The 16,191-nt window shown below is 73.1% G+C and carries 14 protein-coding genes; 12 read left to right on the forward strand and 2 right to left on the reverse strand.

The features are described 5' to 3' along the window. The first annotated feature begins 231 nt into the window (after positions 1-231). From ACFVT2_RS01510 to ACFVT2_RS01550, 9 genes are all read left to right on the forward strand, one after another. Positions 232-1,062, forward strand: coding sequence for a hypothetical protein (locus ACFVT2_RS01510; RefSeq protein ID WP_390010780.1), 831 nt, complete (start codon positions 232-234; stop codon positions 1,060-1,062). Between the two features lie 150 nt (positions 1,063-1,212). Continuing rightward, the gene (locus ACFVT2_RS01515) at positions 1,213-1,983 is read left to right on the forward strand and encodes a YcnI family protein (RefSeq protein WP_390010782.1); all 771 of its coding nucleotides are present in this window, start codon (positions 1,213-1,215) and stop codon (positions 1,981-1,983) included. Between the two features lie 141 nt (positions 1,984-2,124). Further along, complete coding sequence (locus ACFVT2_RS01520; protein ID WP_390010784.1) at positions 2,125-2,781, forward strand: SCO family protein; 657 nt, start codon at positions 2,125-2,127, stop codon at positions 2,779-2,781. After that, positions 2,778-3,266, forward strand: a complete 489-nt coding sequence (locus tag ACFVT2_RS01525; protein ID WP_390010786.1) for a copper chaperone PCu(A)C — start codon at positions 2,778-2,780, stop codon at positions 3,264-3,266. Before ACFVT2_RS01520 ends, ACFVT2_RS01525 begins: the two co-directional genes overlap by 4 nt. Positions 3,267-3,366: 100 nt before the next feature. Continuing rightward, positions 3,367-5,424, forward strand: coding sequence for a copper resistance protein CopC (locus tag ACFVT2_RS01530; RefSeq protein WP_390011217.1), 2,058 nt, complete (start codon positions 3,367-3,369; stop codon positions 5,422-5,424). Next, positions 5,424-6,740 carry an iron uptake transporter deferrochelatase/peroxidase subunit gene (gene efeB / locus ACFVT2_RS01535; protein ID WP_390010788.1) on the forward strand — a complete coding sequence of 439 codons (1,317 nt, stop codon included), beginning with the start codon at positions 5,424-5,426 and terminating at the stop codon, positions 6,738-6,740. Before ACFVT2_RS01530 ends, efeB begins: the two co-directional genes overlap by 1 nt. A gap of 128 nt (positions 6,741-6,868) precedes the next feature. Further along, positions 6,869-7,795, forward strand: a complete 927-nt coding sequence (gene pheA / locus ACFVT2_RS01540; RefSeq protein ID WP_390010790.1) for a prephenate dehydratase — start codon at positions 6,869-6,871, stop codon at positions 7,793-7,795. Positions 7,796-8,464: 669 nt separating this feature from the next. Next, positions 8,465-9,754 (forward strand): serine--tRNA ligase, encoded by a 1,290-nt coding sequence (gene serS / locus ACFVT2_RS01545; protein WP_390010792.1) that lies wholly within the window; start codon positions 8,465-8,467, stop codon positions 9,752-9,754. Continuing rightward, a complete protein-coding gene (locus tag ACFVT2_RS01550; protein ID WP_390010794.1) occupies positions 9,751-10,575 on the forward strand; it encodes an HAD family hydrolase in 825 nt (274 codons plus the stop codon). The genes serS and ACFVT2_RS01550 overlap by 4 nt, the downstream gene beginning before the upstream one ends. Here ACFVT2_RS01550 and ACFVT2_RS01555 read toward each other — a convergent pair. Then, positions 10,566-11,312: a rhomboid-like protein gene (locus ACFVT2_RS01555; RefSeq protein ID WP_390010795.1), complete on the reverse strand. Its 747-nt coding sequence runs from the start codon at positions 11,310-11,312 to the stop codon at positions 10,566-10,568. The two genes, ACFVT2_RS01550 and ACFVT2_RS01555, sit on opposite strands and share 10 nt — an antisense overlap. Beyond that, entirely contained in the window at positions 11,309-12,394 is a 1,086-nt protein-coding gene (locus tag ACFVT2_RS01560; protein WP_390010797.1) for an Lrp/AsnC family transcriptional regulator, read from the reverse strand. The genes ACFVT2_RS01555 and ACFVT2_RS01560 overlap by 4 nt, the downstream gene beginning before the upstream one ends. Before the next feature lie 143 nt (positions 12,395-12,537). Here ACFVT2_RS01560 and ACFVT2_RS01565 point away from each other — a divergent pair, with 143 nt between their 5' ends. The 3 genes from ACFVT2_RS01565 to ACFVT2_RS01575 all read left to right on the forward strand — a co-directional run bounded on the left by ACFVT2_RS01565 (position 12,538) and on the right by ACFVT2_RS01575 (position 16,191). Next, positions 12,538-14,127 (forward strand): MFS transporter, encoded by a 1,590-nt coding sequence (locus ACFVT2_RS01565; protein WP_390010799.1) that lies wholly within the window; start codon positions 12,538-12,540, stop codon positions 14,125-14,127. 267 nt (positions 14,128-14,394) lie between these two features. After that, positions 14,395-15,441 carry a LysR family transcriptional regulator gene (locus tag ACFVT2_RS01570; RefSeq protein WP_390010800.1) on the forward strand — a complete coding sequence of 349 codons (1,047 nt, stop codon included), beginning with the start codon at positions 14,395-14,397 and terminating at the stop codon, positions 15,439-15,441. 297 nt (positions 15,442-15,738) lie between these two features. Further along, positions 15,739-16,191, forward strand: coding sequence for an SAV_915 family protein (locus ACFVT2_RS01575; RefSeq protein ID WP_390010802.1), 453 nt, complete (start codon positions 15,739-15,741; stop codon positions 16,189-16,191).

Here is a 16,191-nt window from a genome sequence, read left to right on the forward strand (position 1 = left end):
CTATTGCCGGGCCGCAAGGTCGGTAAGCATCCCCGGGACGTGATACCGCTCATTCGGCGGATGCGAAAAGTGAGCGCACAGGTGTAGGCGTGGTGCCGGGTGCGCGCCTCCGCGCGCCCGTTGCGGGACTCCGGACGCCCCTGGCAGGCGCCCCTGTGAGCCGGCCGTGCCGTAGTCGCTGAAACCCTGCCGTACGCGGCGAACAGGGGCAGTGGGATGATGGCGGCCGCCATGACTGCCCCCTCCGTCCCCTCAGCGCGGGCGGCCGCCGATCTGCGGCTGCTACGGGCCGCGGTGTTCACCGCGGCCTGCGTCACGCTGTCCGCGGCCGGGCACATGGCCGCTTCGATGGCCACGGTGCCGTTGTGGACGCTGGGGCTCGCCGCGGTCGCGGTGTTCGCGGTGGCGGCCCCGCTGGCCGGCCGGGAGCGCTCGTTGCCCGGTATCGCGGCCGGACTGGCGGTCGGACAGCTGGCGCTGCACGCACTGTTCGCGATGGGGCAGCACCCGATGCCGGCACTGTCCGGGCGGGCGTCCGGCCTCTCCGACCAGGCGGCGGTGGCGCTGGCCCGGCACCTGACGTGCGGGTTGGAGGGCGTCCGCCTCGACGGCGGCACGGCGCGGCAGTTGCTCGGCCCCGGCGGGATGGACCTGGCCGGCACCGCCGGGCTGGTCGACACCGGCGGGCACCCGATGGGCGGCGCCGACGTCCCGATGATGGCGCACTGCCTGGCGCCGTCGCTGCCCATGCTGCTCGGGCACCTGCTCGCCGCGCTCGGCCTCGGCCTGCTGCTGCGGCGCGGTGAGGCCGCCCTGTGGCGGCTGGTGCGGCTGTCCGCCCCGGCGGCGCGCGAGGTCGCGGCACGGGCGCTAGTCGGCGCGGTGCGCCGGTCGCTCGCGCTGGTCCGGGCGCTGCTCGCGGCCCTCGGTACGGCGCAGGAGGAGGGCCTGCGCGCCCCCTCGGCGTACGGGGACGAACCCGGTCCGCAGGATCCGGCGCTCCAGCACAGCGTCATACGGCGCGGCCCACCGGTGGCCGGTCGCTTGGCCCTCGCGGCCTGACGCCACGCGCAGCACGCTCCCGGGGAACCGCGGGGACGGACGGCGGCGCGCGGCGGCAGTGCGCGCCGAGGTCGAGCGCCGCACCACGTCACCCCGTAGTCGTTTCCTCCCTTCTCCTCGTGGAGTGTCCACATGGTCAAGAAGTCCGGTATGTCAGAGATTTCGGGCGGCGCGCAGTCGTCCTCGGCACCCTCGTCGCCCTCGGCGCGGCGGTTGGTCCGCCGGCTCCCCGTCGTCGGCGGGATCGCGGCCGGCAGTGTCCTGCTGCTGGCCGGCCCGGCCTTCGCGCACGTCACCGTGCAGCCCGGCACCGCCCCCAAGGGCGGCTTCGCCACCATCAACATCAAGGTGCCCAACGAGCGCGACAACGCCTCGACGGTGAAGGTCGAGGTCTCCCTGCCGACCGACCACCCGCTGGCGTCCGTCATGCCGCAGCCGGTGCCCGGCTGGAAGGTGGACGTCACCAAGTCCAAGCTCGCCAAGCCCATCGAGATGGAGGGCGAGAAGATCAACGAGGCCCCCTCGAAGATCACCTGGACCGCGGACGGCAAGGGCATCGAGCCCGGCCAGTTCCAGCAGTTCCCGCTCTCCGTCGGCCAGCTGCCCAGCGACACCGACCAGCTCGCCTTCAAGGCCCTCCAGACGTACGACAACAAGGAGGTCGTGCGCTGGATCGAGCCGGCCAAGCCCGGCGGCCAGGAACCGGAGAACCCGGCGCCGGTGCTCAAGCTCACCGCCGCCGACGCCCAGGGCACCGACCAGGGCCCGGCCGACGGCAAGAACGGCGCCAAGGGCGACACCACGGCCGCCCAGGCGTCCACCGGTGACACCACGGCACGGGTGCTGGCCGTCGGCGGGATCGTCGTCGGCATCGTCGGCATCGCCTTCGGCGTGCTCGCCGGCCGGCGCCGCAACGCCTGATCCGAACCCCGCCGCCGGACGCGGCCGGACCGCCGCACCCCACGCGCCGGTCCGGCACCCTGCGGTACCGACCACCCCGACCCGAGAACACCCCTGACACCCACCGGCTCAGCGCCATGGAAATACCGGGACACAAACGTCATGCGTAGAAGAAAACTGCTGGTGTCCGCCCTGGGGGCGGCCGCCGCCCTCGGCCTCACCCTGACCGCCTGCGGCTCCGGCGACGGCTCCGACCAGCCCGTCGCCCAGGTCTCCGGGGGGACGGCGGCCAAGCCGATCGTCACCCTCGACACCCCGATGGAGAAGCCGGACCTCGCCCTCACCGACTCCGACGGCAAGCCCTACGACCTGCTGGAGAAGACCAAGGGCCATCCGACCCTGATCTACTTCGGCTACACCAACTGCCCGGACGTCTGCCCGACGACGATGGCCAACATCGCGGTGGCGGTGAAGCAGCTGCCGCAGGCCGAACGCAGCGACCTACGGGTGGTCTTCGTGACCTCCGACCCGGAGCGCGACACCCCGGCCCAGCTCAAGAAGTGGCTCGGCGGCATCAACAAGGACTTCATCGGGCTCACCGGCCCGTTCAACAAGATCCAGCAGGCCGCCCGCAGCGTGAACATCGGCATCGAGGCGCCGGTCAAGAAGAAGAACGGCGACGTGGTCTCCACCCACGGCGCCCAGGTCCTGCTGAGCTCCCCCAAGGACGACAAGATCCATTGGATGGGGATGCAGGAGGCCACCTCCGACAACTACACCGCCGCACTTCCGAAGATCACCAAGGGACAGAACCCGTGACCCGCCGCACCTCTCCGCTCGCCCCCCTGGCCCCCGTCAGCCGCCGGATAGCCATCGGCTCCGCGTTCGCCCTCACCGCCGGTCTCGCCCTGGCGGGCTGCGGCGGCGGGGACAGCAAGCCCCAGCTCTCGGTCAGCGGCGCCTACATGCCGCAGCCGGTCACCCAGGACATGGCCGGCGCCTACTTCGTGGTCAAGAACAGCGGCTCCACCGCCGACAAGCTGACCTCGGTCACCAGCGACCTGTCCAAGGACATCACCCTCCACAAGACCACCGGCAACAAGATGGAGCAGGTCGACTCCCTGCCGGTGCCCGCCAACGGGGAGCTCACGCTCAGCGCCGGCGGCAACCACACGATGTTCATGGGCCTGACCCGGAAGCCCACCGCGGGCCAGAAGGTCACCGTCGAACTGCACTTCGCCACCGCCGACCCGGTCAAGGTCGAGGTCGAGGTGAAGCCCGCCGCCTACCGGCCGGGGAAGTGACGGCCTCCGCACCGCCGCGGACGCCGTGAGGAAAGGGGCCCGGCAACGGGCCCGGTGAAGGAAACGGACACTCATGCCAACGGGAAGGGGAGCGCGCACCATGGCCCTCACCGGCTTCCGGCCGCGACGGCTGCGACGGCTGCTGGTCCTCGTGGCGGTGCTCTTCGGCGCACTGGTCGCGGGCATCGCGCCGGCCGCCGCGCACGCCGCGCTGACCGGCAGCGACCCCGCGCAGGGCTCGGTGGTGGCACACGCCCCCGAGCAGGTCGCGCTCACCTTCTCCGAGGGCGTGGCGATGGGCGACGACTCCCTGCGCGTCCTGGACCCGCAAGGCAAGCGGGTGGACCGTGGCAAGCTGCGCAATCTGTGCAGCGGGAGCACCGTCAAATACGGGGCGGGGCTGCCGCCGGGGCTCCCCAACGGGACGTACACCGTCGCCTGGCAGGCGATCTCGGCGGACAGCCACCCGGTGTCCGGTGCCTTCACCTTCTCCATCGGGGCGCCGTCGAAGACCACCGCCGCCGTTCCCCAACAGCAGGTCGGCGGCGGCCTGGTGGGCGCGCTCTACGAGATCGCCCGCTACCTCGCCTACGCCGGGTTCGTGCTGCTGGCCGGCGGCGCGGCGTTCGTGGTGGCGTGCCGGCCGGCCGCCGCCCGGGTGCGGTCCGTGCAGCGGCTAGTGGTCCGCGGCTGGGCGGTGCTGACCGGCGCCACGCTGGCGATGCTGCTGCTGCGCACCCCGTACACCGGCTCCGGGAAGCTCGCCGACGTCTTCGACCTCGGCGGGCTCCAGCAGGTGGTGCTGTCCAAGCCGGGGGCCGCGTTGCTCTCCCGGCTGCTGCTGCTCGCCGCGGCGGCGCTGTTCGTGTCGGTGCTCTTCGGGGCGTACGCCCGGGTCCACGGCCCGAACGGCCCGAACGGCACGGATGCCGCGGACGCCACGGACGCCACGGACGCCCAGCACGCCGAGGACGCTGAGGATGCTGAGGACGCCGCCAAGCGGCGCACGGACCTCACGTTCGGCCTCGCGATCGGCGGGGTGGTGGTCGCCGCCGGGCTCGCCACCACCTGGGCGATCGCCGAGCACGCCTCGACCGGGCTCCAGCCCGCCGTCGCCATGCCCGTCGACGTCCTGCACCTGCTCGCGGTGGCCGCCTGGCTCGGCGGGCTGGCGGCCCTGCTGGTCTCCCTCTACTGGGGCCCGCCGGTCGAGCGGACCGCCGTCCGCCGCTTCTCCCGGATGGCCTTCGGCTCCGTCCTGGTGCTGGTCGCCACCGGCACGTACCAGTCCTGGCGGCAGGTCGGCTCCTGGCGCGCGCTGACCGACACCTCCTACGGGCAGTTGCTGCTGGTCAAGGTGGGCCTGGTCGCGGTCATGGTGGCCGTCGCCGGACTGTCCCGGCGCTGGACGGGCCGACTGACGGCCGCCGGGGAGTCGACGGCCGGTACGGAACGGGGGACGGGCCCGCACGATGCGGCCGCGACACCCGAGCCCGTCGGCGTCCCCGCCTCCTCCTCCGTAGAAGCCGACGCGGACGCGGCCAAGGATCCGGGCCCGGCGGCGGCCGCCGGGCCCTCCGACCCGGCCCGGGCCGCCCAACTGGCCCGCCAACAGGCCGCGTTGACCACCGCACGGAAGAAGCGGATCCGGGACGCCGACCCGGTGCGGCGCGGGCTGCGGCGGTCCGTCCTGACCGAGGCCGCCGTCGCGATGGTGCTGCTCGCGGTGACCACCGTCCTGACCACCACCGAACCGGCCCGCACCGCGGAGGCCGTCAAGGCCGCCTCGGCCGGGCAGTCCCCCGACGCCAACCAGCCGCGCGTGCTGACCGTCCCGTTCGACACCGGCGGCGCGAACGGCAAGGGCACCGCCCGTCTCGACCTCGACCCCGGGCGCAGCGGCGGCGGCAACGAGCTCCGGCTGCGGATCGCCGACCCGTCGGGCAAGGCCCGGGACGTCCCCGAGGTGAAGGTCGCCTTCACACTCGACGCCAAGAAGCTGGGGCCGCTCCCGGTCACGCTCCGGCACAGCGGGACCGGCCACTGGACCGCGAGCGGCGTGCAACTCCCGGTGCCGGGGCGGTGGCAGCTCTCGCTGCTCGTCCGGACCTCCGACTTCGACCAGGTGACCGAGACCAGGAACGTGACAATCAACTGATGAGCAAGCAGCAGGACGCCACGGACACCATGCAGGACGACGGCACCCGCCCACGGAACGGGTCGGCCGCCGCGGACGGCACCACCCTGGCGCTGTCCCGCCGCCGCCTCCTGGGGACCGTCGGTGCGGCCGGCGCGGCCGGGCTGGTCGTCGGCGGGGCCAGCGGCGCCCTCGGCGCCTCGGCCGCGCAGGGCGACGCCGCGGAGGCGCTGAGCACGATCGGGGCGACCGAGGTCCCGTTCCGCACGACGGGCGCCAAGCACCAGGCGGGCATCACCACCCCGTTGCAGGCCAGCGGCCACCTCGTCGCCTTCGACCTGGCGGCCGGTGCCGGTCGCAAGGAGGCTGCCGCGCTGCTGCGCCGCTGGTCGCGGACGGCCGAGGAGCTGATGGCCGGGCGTACCCCGCAGGCCGACACCGGCGTGGCGCTGGACGCCGGCCCGTCCTCGCTGACCGTCACCTTCGGGCTGGGCCGCAGCTTCTTCGACCGGACCGGTCTGACCGGACGCCGCCCGGTCCAGCTCGATCCGCTGCCCGCCTTCTCCGCCGACGCCCTCGACCCCCGGCGCAGCGAGGGCGATCTGTGGATCCAGATCGGCGCCGACGACGCGCTGGTCGCCTTCCACGCGCTGCGCGCGCTCCAGAAGGAGGCGGCGGGGGCCGCCCGGCTGCGCTGGCAGATGAACGGTTTCAACCGCACGCCGGGCGCCACCGCGCACCCGATGACCGCCCGCAACCTGATGGGCCAGGTCGACGGCACCAACAACCCCAAACCGTCCGAGTCGGACTTCGACCGGCGGATCTTCGTCGGCGCGGACACCGCGCAGGAGTGGATGCGCGGCGGTTCGTACGCGGTGGTGCGCCGGATCCGGATGCTGCTCGACGACTGGGAGAAGCGTTCCCGCACCGAGCAGGAGCGGGTCATAGGGCGGCGCAAGGACAACGGTGCCCCGCTGACCGGCGGCACCGAGACCACCCCGATGAATCTGGACGCCAACGGCCCCGACGGGCTCCCGGTCATCCCCGCCAACGCGCACGCCCGGATCGCCGCACCGGAGGCCAACCAGGGCGCGGCGCTGCTGCGCCGCCCGTTCTCGTACCACGACGGCTTCCTGGACGACGGCGCCCCGGACGCCGGGCTGCTCTTCGTCTGCTGGCAGGCCGACCCGCTGCGCGCCTTCACCCAGATCCAGCGGAAGCTGGACCGCGGCGACGCGCTGTCACCGTTCCTGCGGCACGAGGCCAGCGGCCTGTACGCGGTGCCGCCGGCGCCGTCGGACGGCGATTACGTGGCCCAGCCGCTGCTGGAGGGCTGATCGGACCCGGGGCCGGCCGGGACCACTCTTCGGAACGCGTCCGCCGGGCACCGGACCGCTCGGTATCGTGGCAAGGGCAGGGCGAAAGACGGCGGGGTCTCCCGCAAGCACGTGAGGGAGTCCACGGCATGTCGGCCAGTCGCTATACCTATCTCGGTCCCGCGGGCACCTTCACCGAGGCCGCGCTGCGCACCCTCCCCGAGGCGGCGACCAGGGAGCTGGCGCCGATGGTGTCGGTGCCGGCCGCGCTGGACGCGGTCCGGGCCGGGGAGGCCGCGGCGGCGCTGGTGCCGATCGAGAACTCCGTCGAGGGCGGCGTGACCACCACCCTCGACGAACTGGCCTCCGGCGAACCCCTGATGATCTACCGCGAGGTGCTGCTGCCGATCGCCTTCGCGCTCCTGGTGCGCCCGGGGACGACGCTGACCGACGTGAAGACGGTGACCGGGCACCCGGTCGCCCAGCCCCAGGTCCGCAAGTGGCTGGCGGCCCAACTCCCGGACGCCGTCTGGGAGTCGGCGGCCTCCAATGCGGACGGTGCGCGCCTGGTCCAGGAGGGCCGCTACGACGGCGCGTTCGCCGGTGAGTTCGCGGCCGCTACGTACGGCCTCACGCCGCTGGTCGCCGACATCCACGACGCGCAGAACGCCGCCACCCGCTTCGTCCTGGTCGGCCGCCCGGCCCGGCCCTCGGCGCCCACCGGCGCGGACAAGACCTCGGTGGTGCTGTGGCTGGCCTCCGACCACCCCGGCGCGCTGCTGGAGTTGCTCCAGGAGTACGCGGTCCGCGGGGTCAACATGATGCGGATCGAGTCCCGACCGACCGGCGAGGGCATCGGCCGGTACTGCTTCTCGGTGGACTGCGAGGGCCATGTCACCGATCGACGGGTGGGCGAGGTCCTGATGGGCCTCAAGCGGGTCTGCCGCGACGTGCGGTTCCTCGGCTCGTATCCGCGCGCGGACGAGGTGGCCGCGAGCGTCCGGCCGCAGGTGACCGACTCGGCGTTCACCGAGGCGTCGGACTGGCTGGGGCGCTGCCTGGACGGACGGGGCTGAGTCGGCCCGTTCCCCCGCCCGTCGGGTTACGGGCTGTGACCTGTGCCTTCGGCGGGACCGAAAGTGCCGTTCCGGAGCGCCGTCCGACGGGTGCGGTAACTGTCCACAAAGTTATCCACAGGCTCGCTTCTCGACCTGTGGGTAAGTCGACATCCGAGGCGGACAGAGTCGACATATCCCTCTAGTGACCCCACACCCGTGCACAGTCGCCCACAGTGGATCACCCCGGACCTCGTCAGCACAATTCTCACGACCAATCCTTTAGGGCGAGGTAATCCCACACGAAAGAGTGCGTGAACAGGGTTTGGACTAAGAATCCATAGCTGAGCATTTCGGGCGCAGAATGATCAATTCCGGCTTCCACAGATCTCACACACAGGCTGTGGATAAAAATCGCCGCACCCCTCCCCCCTGTGGACAACCCGGTGGGCAACTGGGCACAACCCCGGGGAGCGGCCACCGGAAGCCTGGAATCCGCCGCCGCGAATGCCCCTTTTCACGGCATGAGCCAGGAATTCCGCAGGACCTTACGATGCGTTACGACGACCGCCCCGGAAGGCCCTCGGGCCCGATTCCCCGCCATGGAATAAATAACCTCAAAACGGGCAAATGGTCGCACCCGCGAATATCACGTCGAGTGCCGGCTGGCGGCCCCGGTAGCCTGGTGGGGTGATTGACCTTCGCCTGCTTCGTGAGGACCCCGACCGTGTGCGCGCCTCCCAGCGCGCCCGTGGAGAGGATGTCGCGCTCGTCGACGCACTCCTCTCTGCCGACGAGCGGCGCAGGTCGTCCGGCGTCCGCTTCGACGAGCTGCGTTCCGAGCAGAAGGCGCTCGGCAAGCTCATCCCCAAGGCCAGCGGCGACGAGAAGGCCGAGCTGCTGAAGAAGGCCGGTGAGCTGGCCGCCGCCGTCAAGGCCGCCGACGCCGCGCAGGACGAGGCCAAGGACGAGACCCAGGCGCTGCTGCGGAAGCTCGGCAACATCGTCCACCCCGACGTCCCGGTGGGCGGCGAGGAGGACTTCACGGTCCTGGAGACGCACGGCACCGCCCGCGACTTCGCCGCCGAGGGCTTCACGCCCAAGGACCACCTGGAGATCGGCGAACTGCTCGGCGCCATCGACGTCGAGCGCGGCGCCAAGGTCTCCGGCTCGCGCTTCTACTACCTCACCGGCGTCGGCGCCCTGCTGGAGCTGGCGCTGGTCAACGCCGCCATCGCGCAGGCCACCGAGGCCGGCTTCACGCCGATGCTGACCCCCGCCCTGGTGCGCCCGCGCGCCATGGAGGGCACCGGCTTCCTCGGCCAGGCCGCCGAGAACGTCTACCACCTGGAGCGCGACGACTTCTATCTGGTCGGCACCTCCGAGGTCCCGCTCGCCGCGTACCACATGGACGAGATCGTCGACGCCGAGCAGCTGCCGCTGCGCTACGCCGGCTTCTCGCCGTGCTTCCGCCGCGAGGCCGGCACCTACGGCAAGGACACCCGCGGCATCTTCCGGGTCCACCAGTTCGACAAGGTGGAGATGTTCTCCTACGTCGCGCCGGAGGACGCCGAGGCCGAGCACCGGCGGCTGCTGGAGTGGGAGAAGCAGTGGCTGACCGGCCTGGAGCTGCCGTTCCAGGTGATCGACGTCGCCACCGGCGACCTGGGTGCCTCCGCCTCCCGCAAGTTCGACTGTGAGGCGTGGATCCCGACCCAGGGCAAGTTCCGCGAGCTGACCTCGGCGTCCAACTGCAACGAGTTCCAGGCCCGCCGGCTCTCGGTCCGGATGCGGGAGACCACCGAGGGCAAGCCGAAGGTCCGCCCGCTGGCGACGCTCAACGGCACGCTCTGCGCCGTCCCGCGGACCATCGTGGCGATCTTCGAGAACCACCAGCAGCCGGACGGCTCGGTCCGCGTTCCCGAGGTGCTCCGCCCCTACCTGGGCGGCCGCGAGGTGCTGGAGCCCGTCGCCAAGTGAGCCCCTCGACCCCGGCGGGTTCGCCGCTGCCGTACAAGCTCATCGCGACGGACCTCGACGGGACGCTGCTGCGCCACGACGAGACCGTCTCCGAACGCACCCGCCGGGCGCTCGCCACCGCCACCGCGGCGGGTGCGGCGCACATCGTCGTCACCGGCCGGGCGGTGCCCTGGACCCGGCACATCCTCGACGCCCTCGACTACCAGGGCCTCGCGGTGTGCGGACAGGGCGCGCAGGTCTACCACGCCGGCGAACAGCGGCTGTTGACGTCGGTGACCCTGGACCGCCAGCTGGCCGGCCTCGCGCTGTCCAAGATCGAGGCCGAGGTCGGCCCACTCCACCTGGCGGCGAGCCGGGACGGCCTGGCCGGCGAGGTGCTGGTCGGCCCGGGCTACCAGGTCCAGGACGGCCCGCTGCCCAACGTCCTGATCGACGACCCGGGCGAGCTGTGGACCGCCCCGCTCAACAAGGTCTACATACAGCACCCGACGCTGGACGACGACGCGCTGGCCCGCGCCGCCCGCCAGGTCGCCGGGGACCTGGTCGGCGTCATGGTCGCCGGGCCGCACATCGTCGAGCTGCTGCCGCTGGGCCTGACCAAGGCCACCGGGCTCTCGCTGGCCGCCCGCCGTCTGGGCATCACCGCCAAGGAGACCGTGGCGTTCGGCGACATGCCCAACGACGTCCCGATGTTCGCCTGGGCCGCGCACGGCGTGGCGATGGCGGACGCCCACGACGAACTCAAGGCCGTCGCCGACGAGATCACCGCCTCCAACGAGGACGACGGGGTCGCGGTGGTGCTGGAGCGGCTCTACTCCTGACGGCCCCCGGGTGGCGGCTCCGGCCCGTCCGCGCCGCCACCCGCGCCCGTCGCGTCCCCGTCCGTCGCGTGCGCATCCGGCACGTGCTCCACCGCCGCGTCGACGCGCGCCGCCGGGGTCAGCGGCCAGCTCGCGAACCCCAGGGCCAGCGCTATGGCGTGCCCGAAGTCGGTGAAGGTCGCCCCGGTCACCAGCGGCACCCCGAAGAACCCCAGCAGGCCGACGAGGTAGACGTAGCGCCAGGGCGACGGCAGCCGGTACGTCAGTGCCCCGGCCGCGGCGGCCAGCCCGTAGGAGACGCCGATGTCCACGACGTGGGTCATCGAGCGCGGTAGCTGGTGGCCCTCGATGGCGAGCAGCACCAGCTCCTGGCTGGCCAGAGTGGCCGCGACGTGCGCCGCGCCGACGGTCAGCAGCCAGCGCCAACTCCCCATCCACCGCTCGACGTTGGCGTGCACCAGCTCGAACATCACCGCGTAGAGCAGGAACGAACCCGGCTGCTCGATCCAGAACCCGCTGATCAGCAGCGAGGGCAGCGGATGCTCGTTCAGCTCGTGGATGTTGCTGCTGTTGCGGTGGAGGAGGAACTGCTCCAGTCCCTCGGAGGCCGAGGCGATCACCAGACTGGTGATGCCGATGATCAGCAGCCAGATGTGGGTGCCGGGCGTCGACCGCACCCAGTCCAGCACCCCGTCGCGGGCCCGGCGCACCAGGACGCGGGTCGATGGTGGTGTCATCGGCGGCTCCTCGGAGCGGCGGGGCCGAGCGCGGCGTACGGGCCGGGCCCCTTGAGGTGCCGGATCCGCGGCGCGCTCTCCATGGTCCGTACGCCCGGCAGTGCCGCGATCCGGGTCGTCAGGTAGGTGTAGAGCGCGCTGGTGTCCCGGCACAGGACGGACGCGAAGAGGTTGTGCGCACCGGTGGTGGCGCCGGCGAAGGCGACCTCCGGGTGTTCCGCCAACGCCGCGCCGGCGGCGGCGAGTTCGGCGGGTGCGACGGACAGCCACAGGGCGACCATCACCCCGTACCCGAACAGCCGCAGATCGTAGTCGACGTCGTAGTACAGCACGCCGTCCGCGCGCAGCGCCTCCAGGCGGCGGCGGACGGTGGTGGGCGACCAGCCGGTGGCCGCGGCGAGTTCGGCGATCGGGGCCCGGCCGTCCCGGCCGAGCGCCTCGAACAGCCGCCGGTCGGCGTCGGAGAGCACCACCGGCCCCTGCTCATAGGGGTCCCCCCGCTCGAACGACGTGGAGGGTGGGGGAGGGGTGGCGGGCTCGGGGGACGGCGGCCGGGGCGCCGGCGGGCTCAGTCGGGCGGCCTCCTCGGCGGTCAGCGCACCGGACTTGCTGATCATGCTCTGCGGGCCGCCGTAGAACTCGTGCAGCAGGCAGTGCGCGGCCACCCCGACCACGCTCGGGGTGCGCGGCAGCTTCTGGAGCACCAGCGCGTCGCTGTGCTCGCTGCTCGCCGACCGGCAGACCACGGCGATCTCGGTGCCGCCGGACATCAGGCTCACCCAGGAGGTGTCCGGGCGGCGTGCCAGCGCCTCGGCGATCGGCAGCGCGGCGTCCGGCGCGCACTCCACCCGCACCAGCCACTCCACCTCGCCCAGCGCCCGGGGCTCGGCCAGCCCCAGCACCCGGAAGGCACCGGAGCCGCGGTGCCGGGTGTAGCGCCGGGCGACCGTCTGGTCGGAGACCCCGAGGACCTCGGCGATCCGGCTGAAGGGGGCCCGGCCGTCGATCTGGAGGGCGTGGATCAGACGGCGGTCGAGGTCGTCGAAGGGCGCGGGCCGGCCGGCGCTTCCGTCGGTTTTCACCGTTGGAGGCTAACCCGTGTCGAATTGCGTCGCCGGGAGCGCCGTGGCTGGGGGAACGAGCGGTGCGCCACGGAGAGTGGGGCCTCGTCCGGGCGCCCTGCCCGGGAACACACCAAGCGCACCACCCAACGGAGGACATGATCATGCGGTACGCACCCGGGAACGCTCCCGACGGGGGCGGCGGCGGCCGTAGCGGCACCGGGCCAGGCGGCAGCCGCCCCGGTGGAGCCGGTGCCCGCACCGGGAAGTGGTGGCCCCTGGTCGCCATCACCCTCGGCAATTTCATGCTGCTCGTCGATGTGACGATCGTGAACACCGCGCTGCCCCGGATAGCCGACGGCCTGGGCGCCTCCTTCTCCTCGCTCCAGTGGGTGATGGACAGCTACGCGCTGGCCCTGGCCGCGCTCCTGATGGTGGCCGGCTCGGCCGCCGACCTCTATGGCCGGCGCCGCCTCTACGTAGGCGGGCTGGCGCTCTTCGCGCTCGCCTCGTTGGCCTGCGGGCTGGCCCCCGGCGCGGAGCTGCTGGTCGCCGCCCGGGTCGTCCAGGGCATCGGCGCGGCGGCGATGTTCGCCACCAACACCCCGCTGCTGATGGCCGCCTACCAGGGCCGGGACCGCGGGGTGGCGTTCGGCGTCTGGGGCGGCACCAGCGGCGCGGCCGCCGCCGTCGGCCCGGTCCTGGGCGGGCTGCTCACCGAGTGGACCGACTGGCGGGCGATCTTCCTGGTCAACCTGCCGCTGACCGCCCTCGCCATCTGGCTGACCCTGCGGCACCTGGGCGAGTCCTACGGCGACCGCAGTGCACGCATCGACTGGCCGGGCGCCGCGTCCTTCACGGTGTGCGCGGGCACGCTGACCTACGGGCTGATGCGCGGCGGCGAGCACGGCTGGACCGAGACCGGGACGCTGGCCGCCGTAGGGGTCGCCGTCCTCGCCCTGGTGGTGTTCGTGGTCGCCGAGCGGCGGACCGCCGGCCCGCTGCTGGACCTCCGGCTGCTGCGCCGCCCGTCGTTCGCGGTGCTGATGGTGGCGGCGCTGCTGATGCAGGCGGCGGCCTTCCCGTACCTGACGTTCGTGGGGCTGTGGACGCAGAAAGTCCTCGGGCTGAGCCCGATCGGGGCCGGCCTCGCGGTGACCCCGATGGCGCTGATGTCCCTGCTGGTCGGCGTGTTGGGCGGCCGGGCGCTTCAGCGGTTGGCGCCCCAACTCCCGCTCGGCATCGGCCTGTTGCTGATCGGCACGGGCGGGCTGCTGCACGTCGCGCTGCTCGGCACCGGCGCGAGCTGGCCCGCGCTGGTGCCCGGCCTGGCGGTGAGCGGACTCGGCGTCGGGGCGGCCATGCCGGTGCTGGTGTCGGCGGCGCTCGGCGCGGCCCCGCCGCAGCGGGCCGGGATGGCGAGCGGGGCGGTGAACACCTTCCGACAGCTGGGGTTCGCGTTCGGGATCGCGGTCCTGGGGACGGTGTTCGGCACCGCGCTGCGGGACGCCGGGGTCCCTGCCGGCGGCCGGGACGCGCTCGCCGCCGGCTACCTCTCCGGACTGCGGGACATCACGCTGGTCTCCGGGCTGGTGGCGCTCGCCACCGGTCTGCTGGTCCTCGCGGTGGTCCGGCGCGGCCCGCGGACGGACGACGGACGGCCGGGCGGCCCGCCCGCGGACACGGCGGCGACCACGCCCGGTGCGGGGCACGACGACACCCGACCGCGCTCGGGGGCGCCGGCGGGGGCGTGACACCTGCGGCCTGTACGGGTCGGTCTGCACGGGCCGGTCCGTACGGGCCAGTCCGTACGGGTGGGACCGTACAGGCGGGTCCGTACCGGCCGGTCCATACAGGCGGGTCGGCACCCGAACCGTACGGCCGTCCACGGTTCCGGGTTGCCGCCCTGGGCCCTGTGACGATCTTCCCGGGGGGGCATACCCAAGTCAATCCTCGGGTTTCCTTCCAAACTCCTTAGCTTCAGCTTGGGTTGGTGGAGGGTCGCGCACTAGCGTGGCCGGGTGACACTCGATGATCTGCGTGCCTTCGTGGCCGTCTGCGAGGCCGGCAGCCTCAGTGCCGTCGCCCGCGACCTCGGCTGTACCCAGTCCGCCGTCAGCCAGCGCGTCAAACGCCTCGAACGGGAAGCCGGCATCGACCTGTTGGAGCGCCGGCCGCGCGGGGTGGCACCGACCGCCGCGGGCCGCATCCTGCACCGCGCCGCCGCCGACGGCCTGGGCGGACTGGACCTGGCACTGCGCCGGCTGGCCGACATGCGGCGGGGCGACGGCGGGACGGTCCGGGTCACCACCGGCGCCACCACCGTCCGGCACTTCATGTCCGACGCGGTGGTCGCCTTCCGGGAGCGGCACCCGCACGTCAACCTGGAGTTCCACACCGAGAGTTCCAGCCGCCGCTGCTTCGAGGCGGTCGCGGACGGCGACTCCGAACTGGCCTGGATCACCATCGGCCCGCCCGTACGGGGCATCGAGCAGCATCCGGTGATGGGCCTGCCGTGGGTGCTCGCGGTCCGCGCCGGCGATCCGCTCGCCGCCCGCGACCACCTCACACCCGACGAGCTGGCCGCCCTCCGCCTCATCCGGCTACCGGAGAACTCCACGTCCCGGATGCGCCTCGACGGACACCTCGGCCACCAGGACGGCGCCCCGGCACCGGATCCCGCGGTCCCCGGGCCCAGCACCACCAGCGTCGCCGACTGGGACACCGCGCTGCTGCTCGCCGAGCTCGGCGTCGGCCCCGCCGTCGTCCCCCGCCTCCCCGGCCACCGCGCCACCGCCGGCCATCCGGGCCTGCGGCTGGTGCCGATCCCGGCGCTGCCGCCGCTGACGACCGGGTGGGCGGTACGACAGTGGGCGGCGCTCAGCCCGGCGGCGGTGGAGTTCGCCGAAACGGTGAACCGGTGCCTGGTGGACGGGACTTCATCCGCCGGGCACCGGTCTCCGGCCGCCACCACGGCCACTGCTACCGCTACCGCCACGGCCGTCGGCACCGTCCCCGGGCCCCGCGCCGGCCTCAGGCCCGACCTCAGCCCCGGACTCAGGCCCTGACTCAGGCCCTGATGACCGGTTCCTGAATCTCGGTGACCCACTCCTCCTCGTCGTCCGGGCACTCCGGGTACAGCTCGCGGGCGTACCCGGCCGGGACCGCTCAGCGACCGGATCGCGCCACTGTGCGACGTGCCTCGGCCAGCAGCGGCAGCATCGCGTCAAGTCCGGTCCGTAAACCGTCAACGAAGCGTCATGGAGCGGCAAGGTGCCCCCCGCACCGGGCATAGCGTCTGTGCCGAGCCCCGGCGCACGCGTATCCACCGGTCCGGGGCCGCCGTCCCGTCGAGGAGCAACGCCGTGTCCCACCATCTCCACGCGGAAGACCCCGAGCCTGCTGATCGTGTCCCGGCCGGGCCTCTCTTCGTTCCCGTCCGGCCGGGACCCGCGGGCTGTACCGCCCGCCTGTTCCGCACCCCGCTCGGCGGCCGCACCGCCGTCGGCTTCACCTCACCGCAGCGGCTGGCCGAGGTTCTGGGCAGCGGCCAGCCCTGGGTACGGCTCTCCGAGCCCGCGCTGCGCGCCATGGCCGAACCCGTCGGCGCCACCACCGTGACCGTCGACCCGCGCTTCAGCCCTGGCGCCGCCCGTGCGCCCCGGCTCACCCCGGACGTCGCGCGGGACACCCGCGACCCGCGGTTCGCCCGCGATGTTCCCCGGGACCCGCGCTTCACCCCCGACGTCCTCCGCGAACCACGCTTCGCCCCGGGAATCCCCCGTGTTTCCCGGAGCAGCCAGCTACGGGCCGTTTGA

It is taken from the genome of Streptomyces sp. NPDC058000 (genome assembly GCF_042886435.1).
Classification (GTDB): Bacteria; Actinomycetota; Actinomycetes; order Streptomycetales; family Streptomycetaceae; genus Streptomyces.

Coding starts and splice junctions, on each gene's coding strand:
- ACFVT2_RS01565 (WP_390010799.1), top strand. CDS start 12,538: ATGCGGTACGCACCCGGGAACGCTCCCGACGGGGGCGGCGGCGGCCGT.
- ACFVT2_RS01510 (WP_390010780.1), top strand. CDS start 232: ATGACTGCCCCCTCCGTCCCCTCAGCGCGGGCGGCCGCCGATCTGCGG.
- ACFVT2_RS01515 (WP_390010782.1), top strand. CDS start 1,213: ATGTCAGAGATTTCGGGCGGCGCGCAGTCGTCCTCGGCACCCTCGTCG.
- ACFVT2_RS01520 (WP_390010784.1), top strand. CDS start 2,125: ATGCGTAGAAGAAAACTGCTGGTGTCCGCCCTGGGGGCGGCCGCCGCC.
- efeB (WP_390010788.1), top strand. CDS start 5,424: ATGAGCAAGCAGCAGGACGCCACGGACACCATGCAGGACGACGGCACC.
- ACFVT2_RS01530 (WP_390011217.1), top strand. CDS start 3,367: ATGGCCCTCACCGGCTTCCGGCCGCGACGGCTGCGACGGCTGCTGGTC.
- ACFVT2_RS01555 (WP_390010795.1), bottom strand. CDS start 11,312: ATGACACCACCATCGACCCGCGTCCTGGTGCGCCGGGCCCGCGACGGG.
- pheA (WP_390010790.1), top strand. CDS start 6,869: ATGTCGGCCAGTCGCTATACCTATCTCGGTCCCGCGGGCACCTTCACC.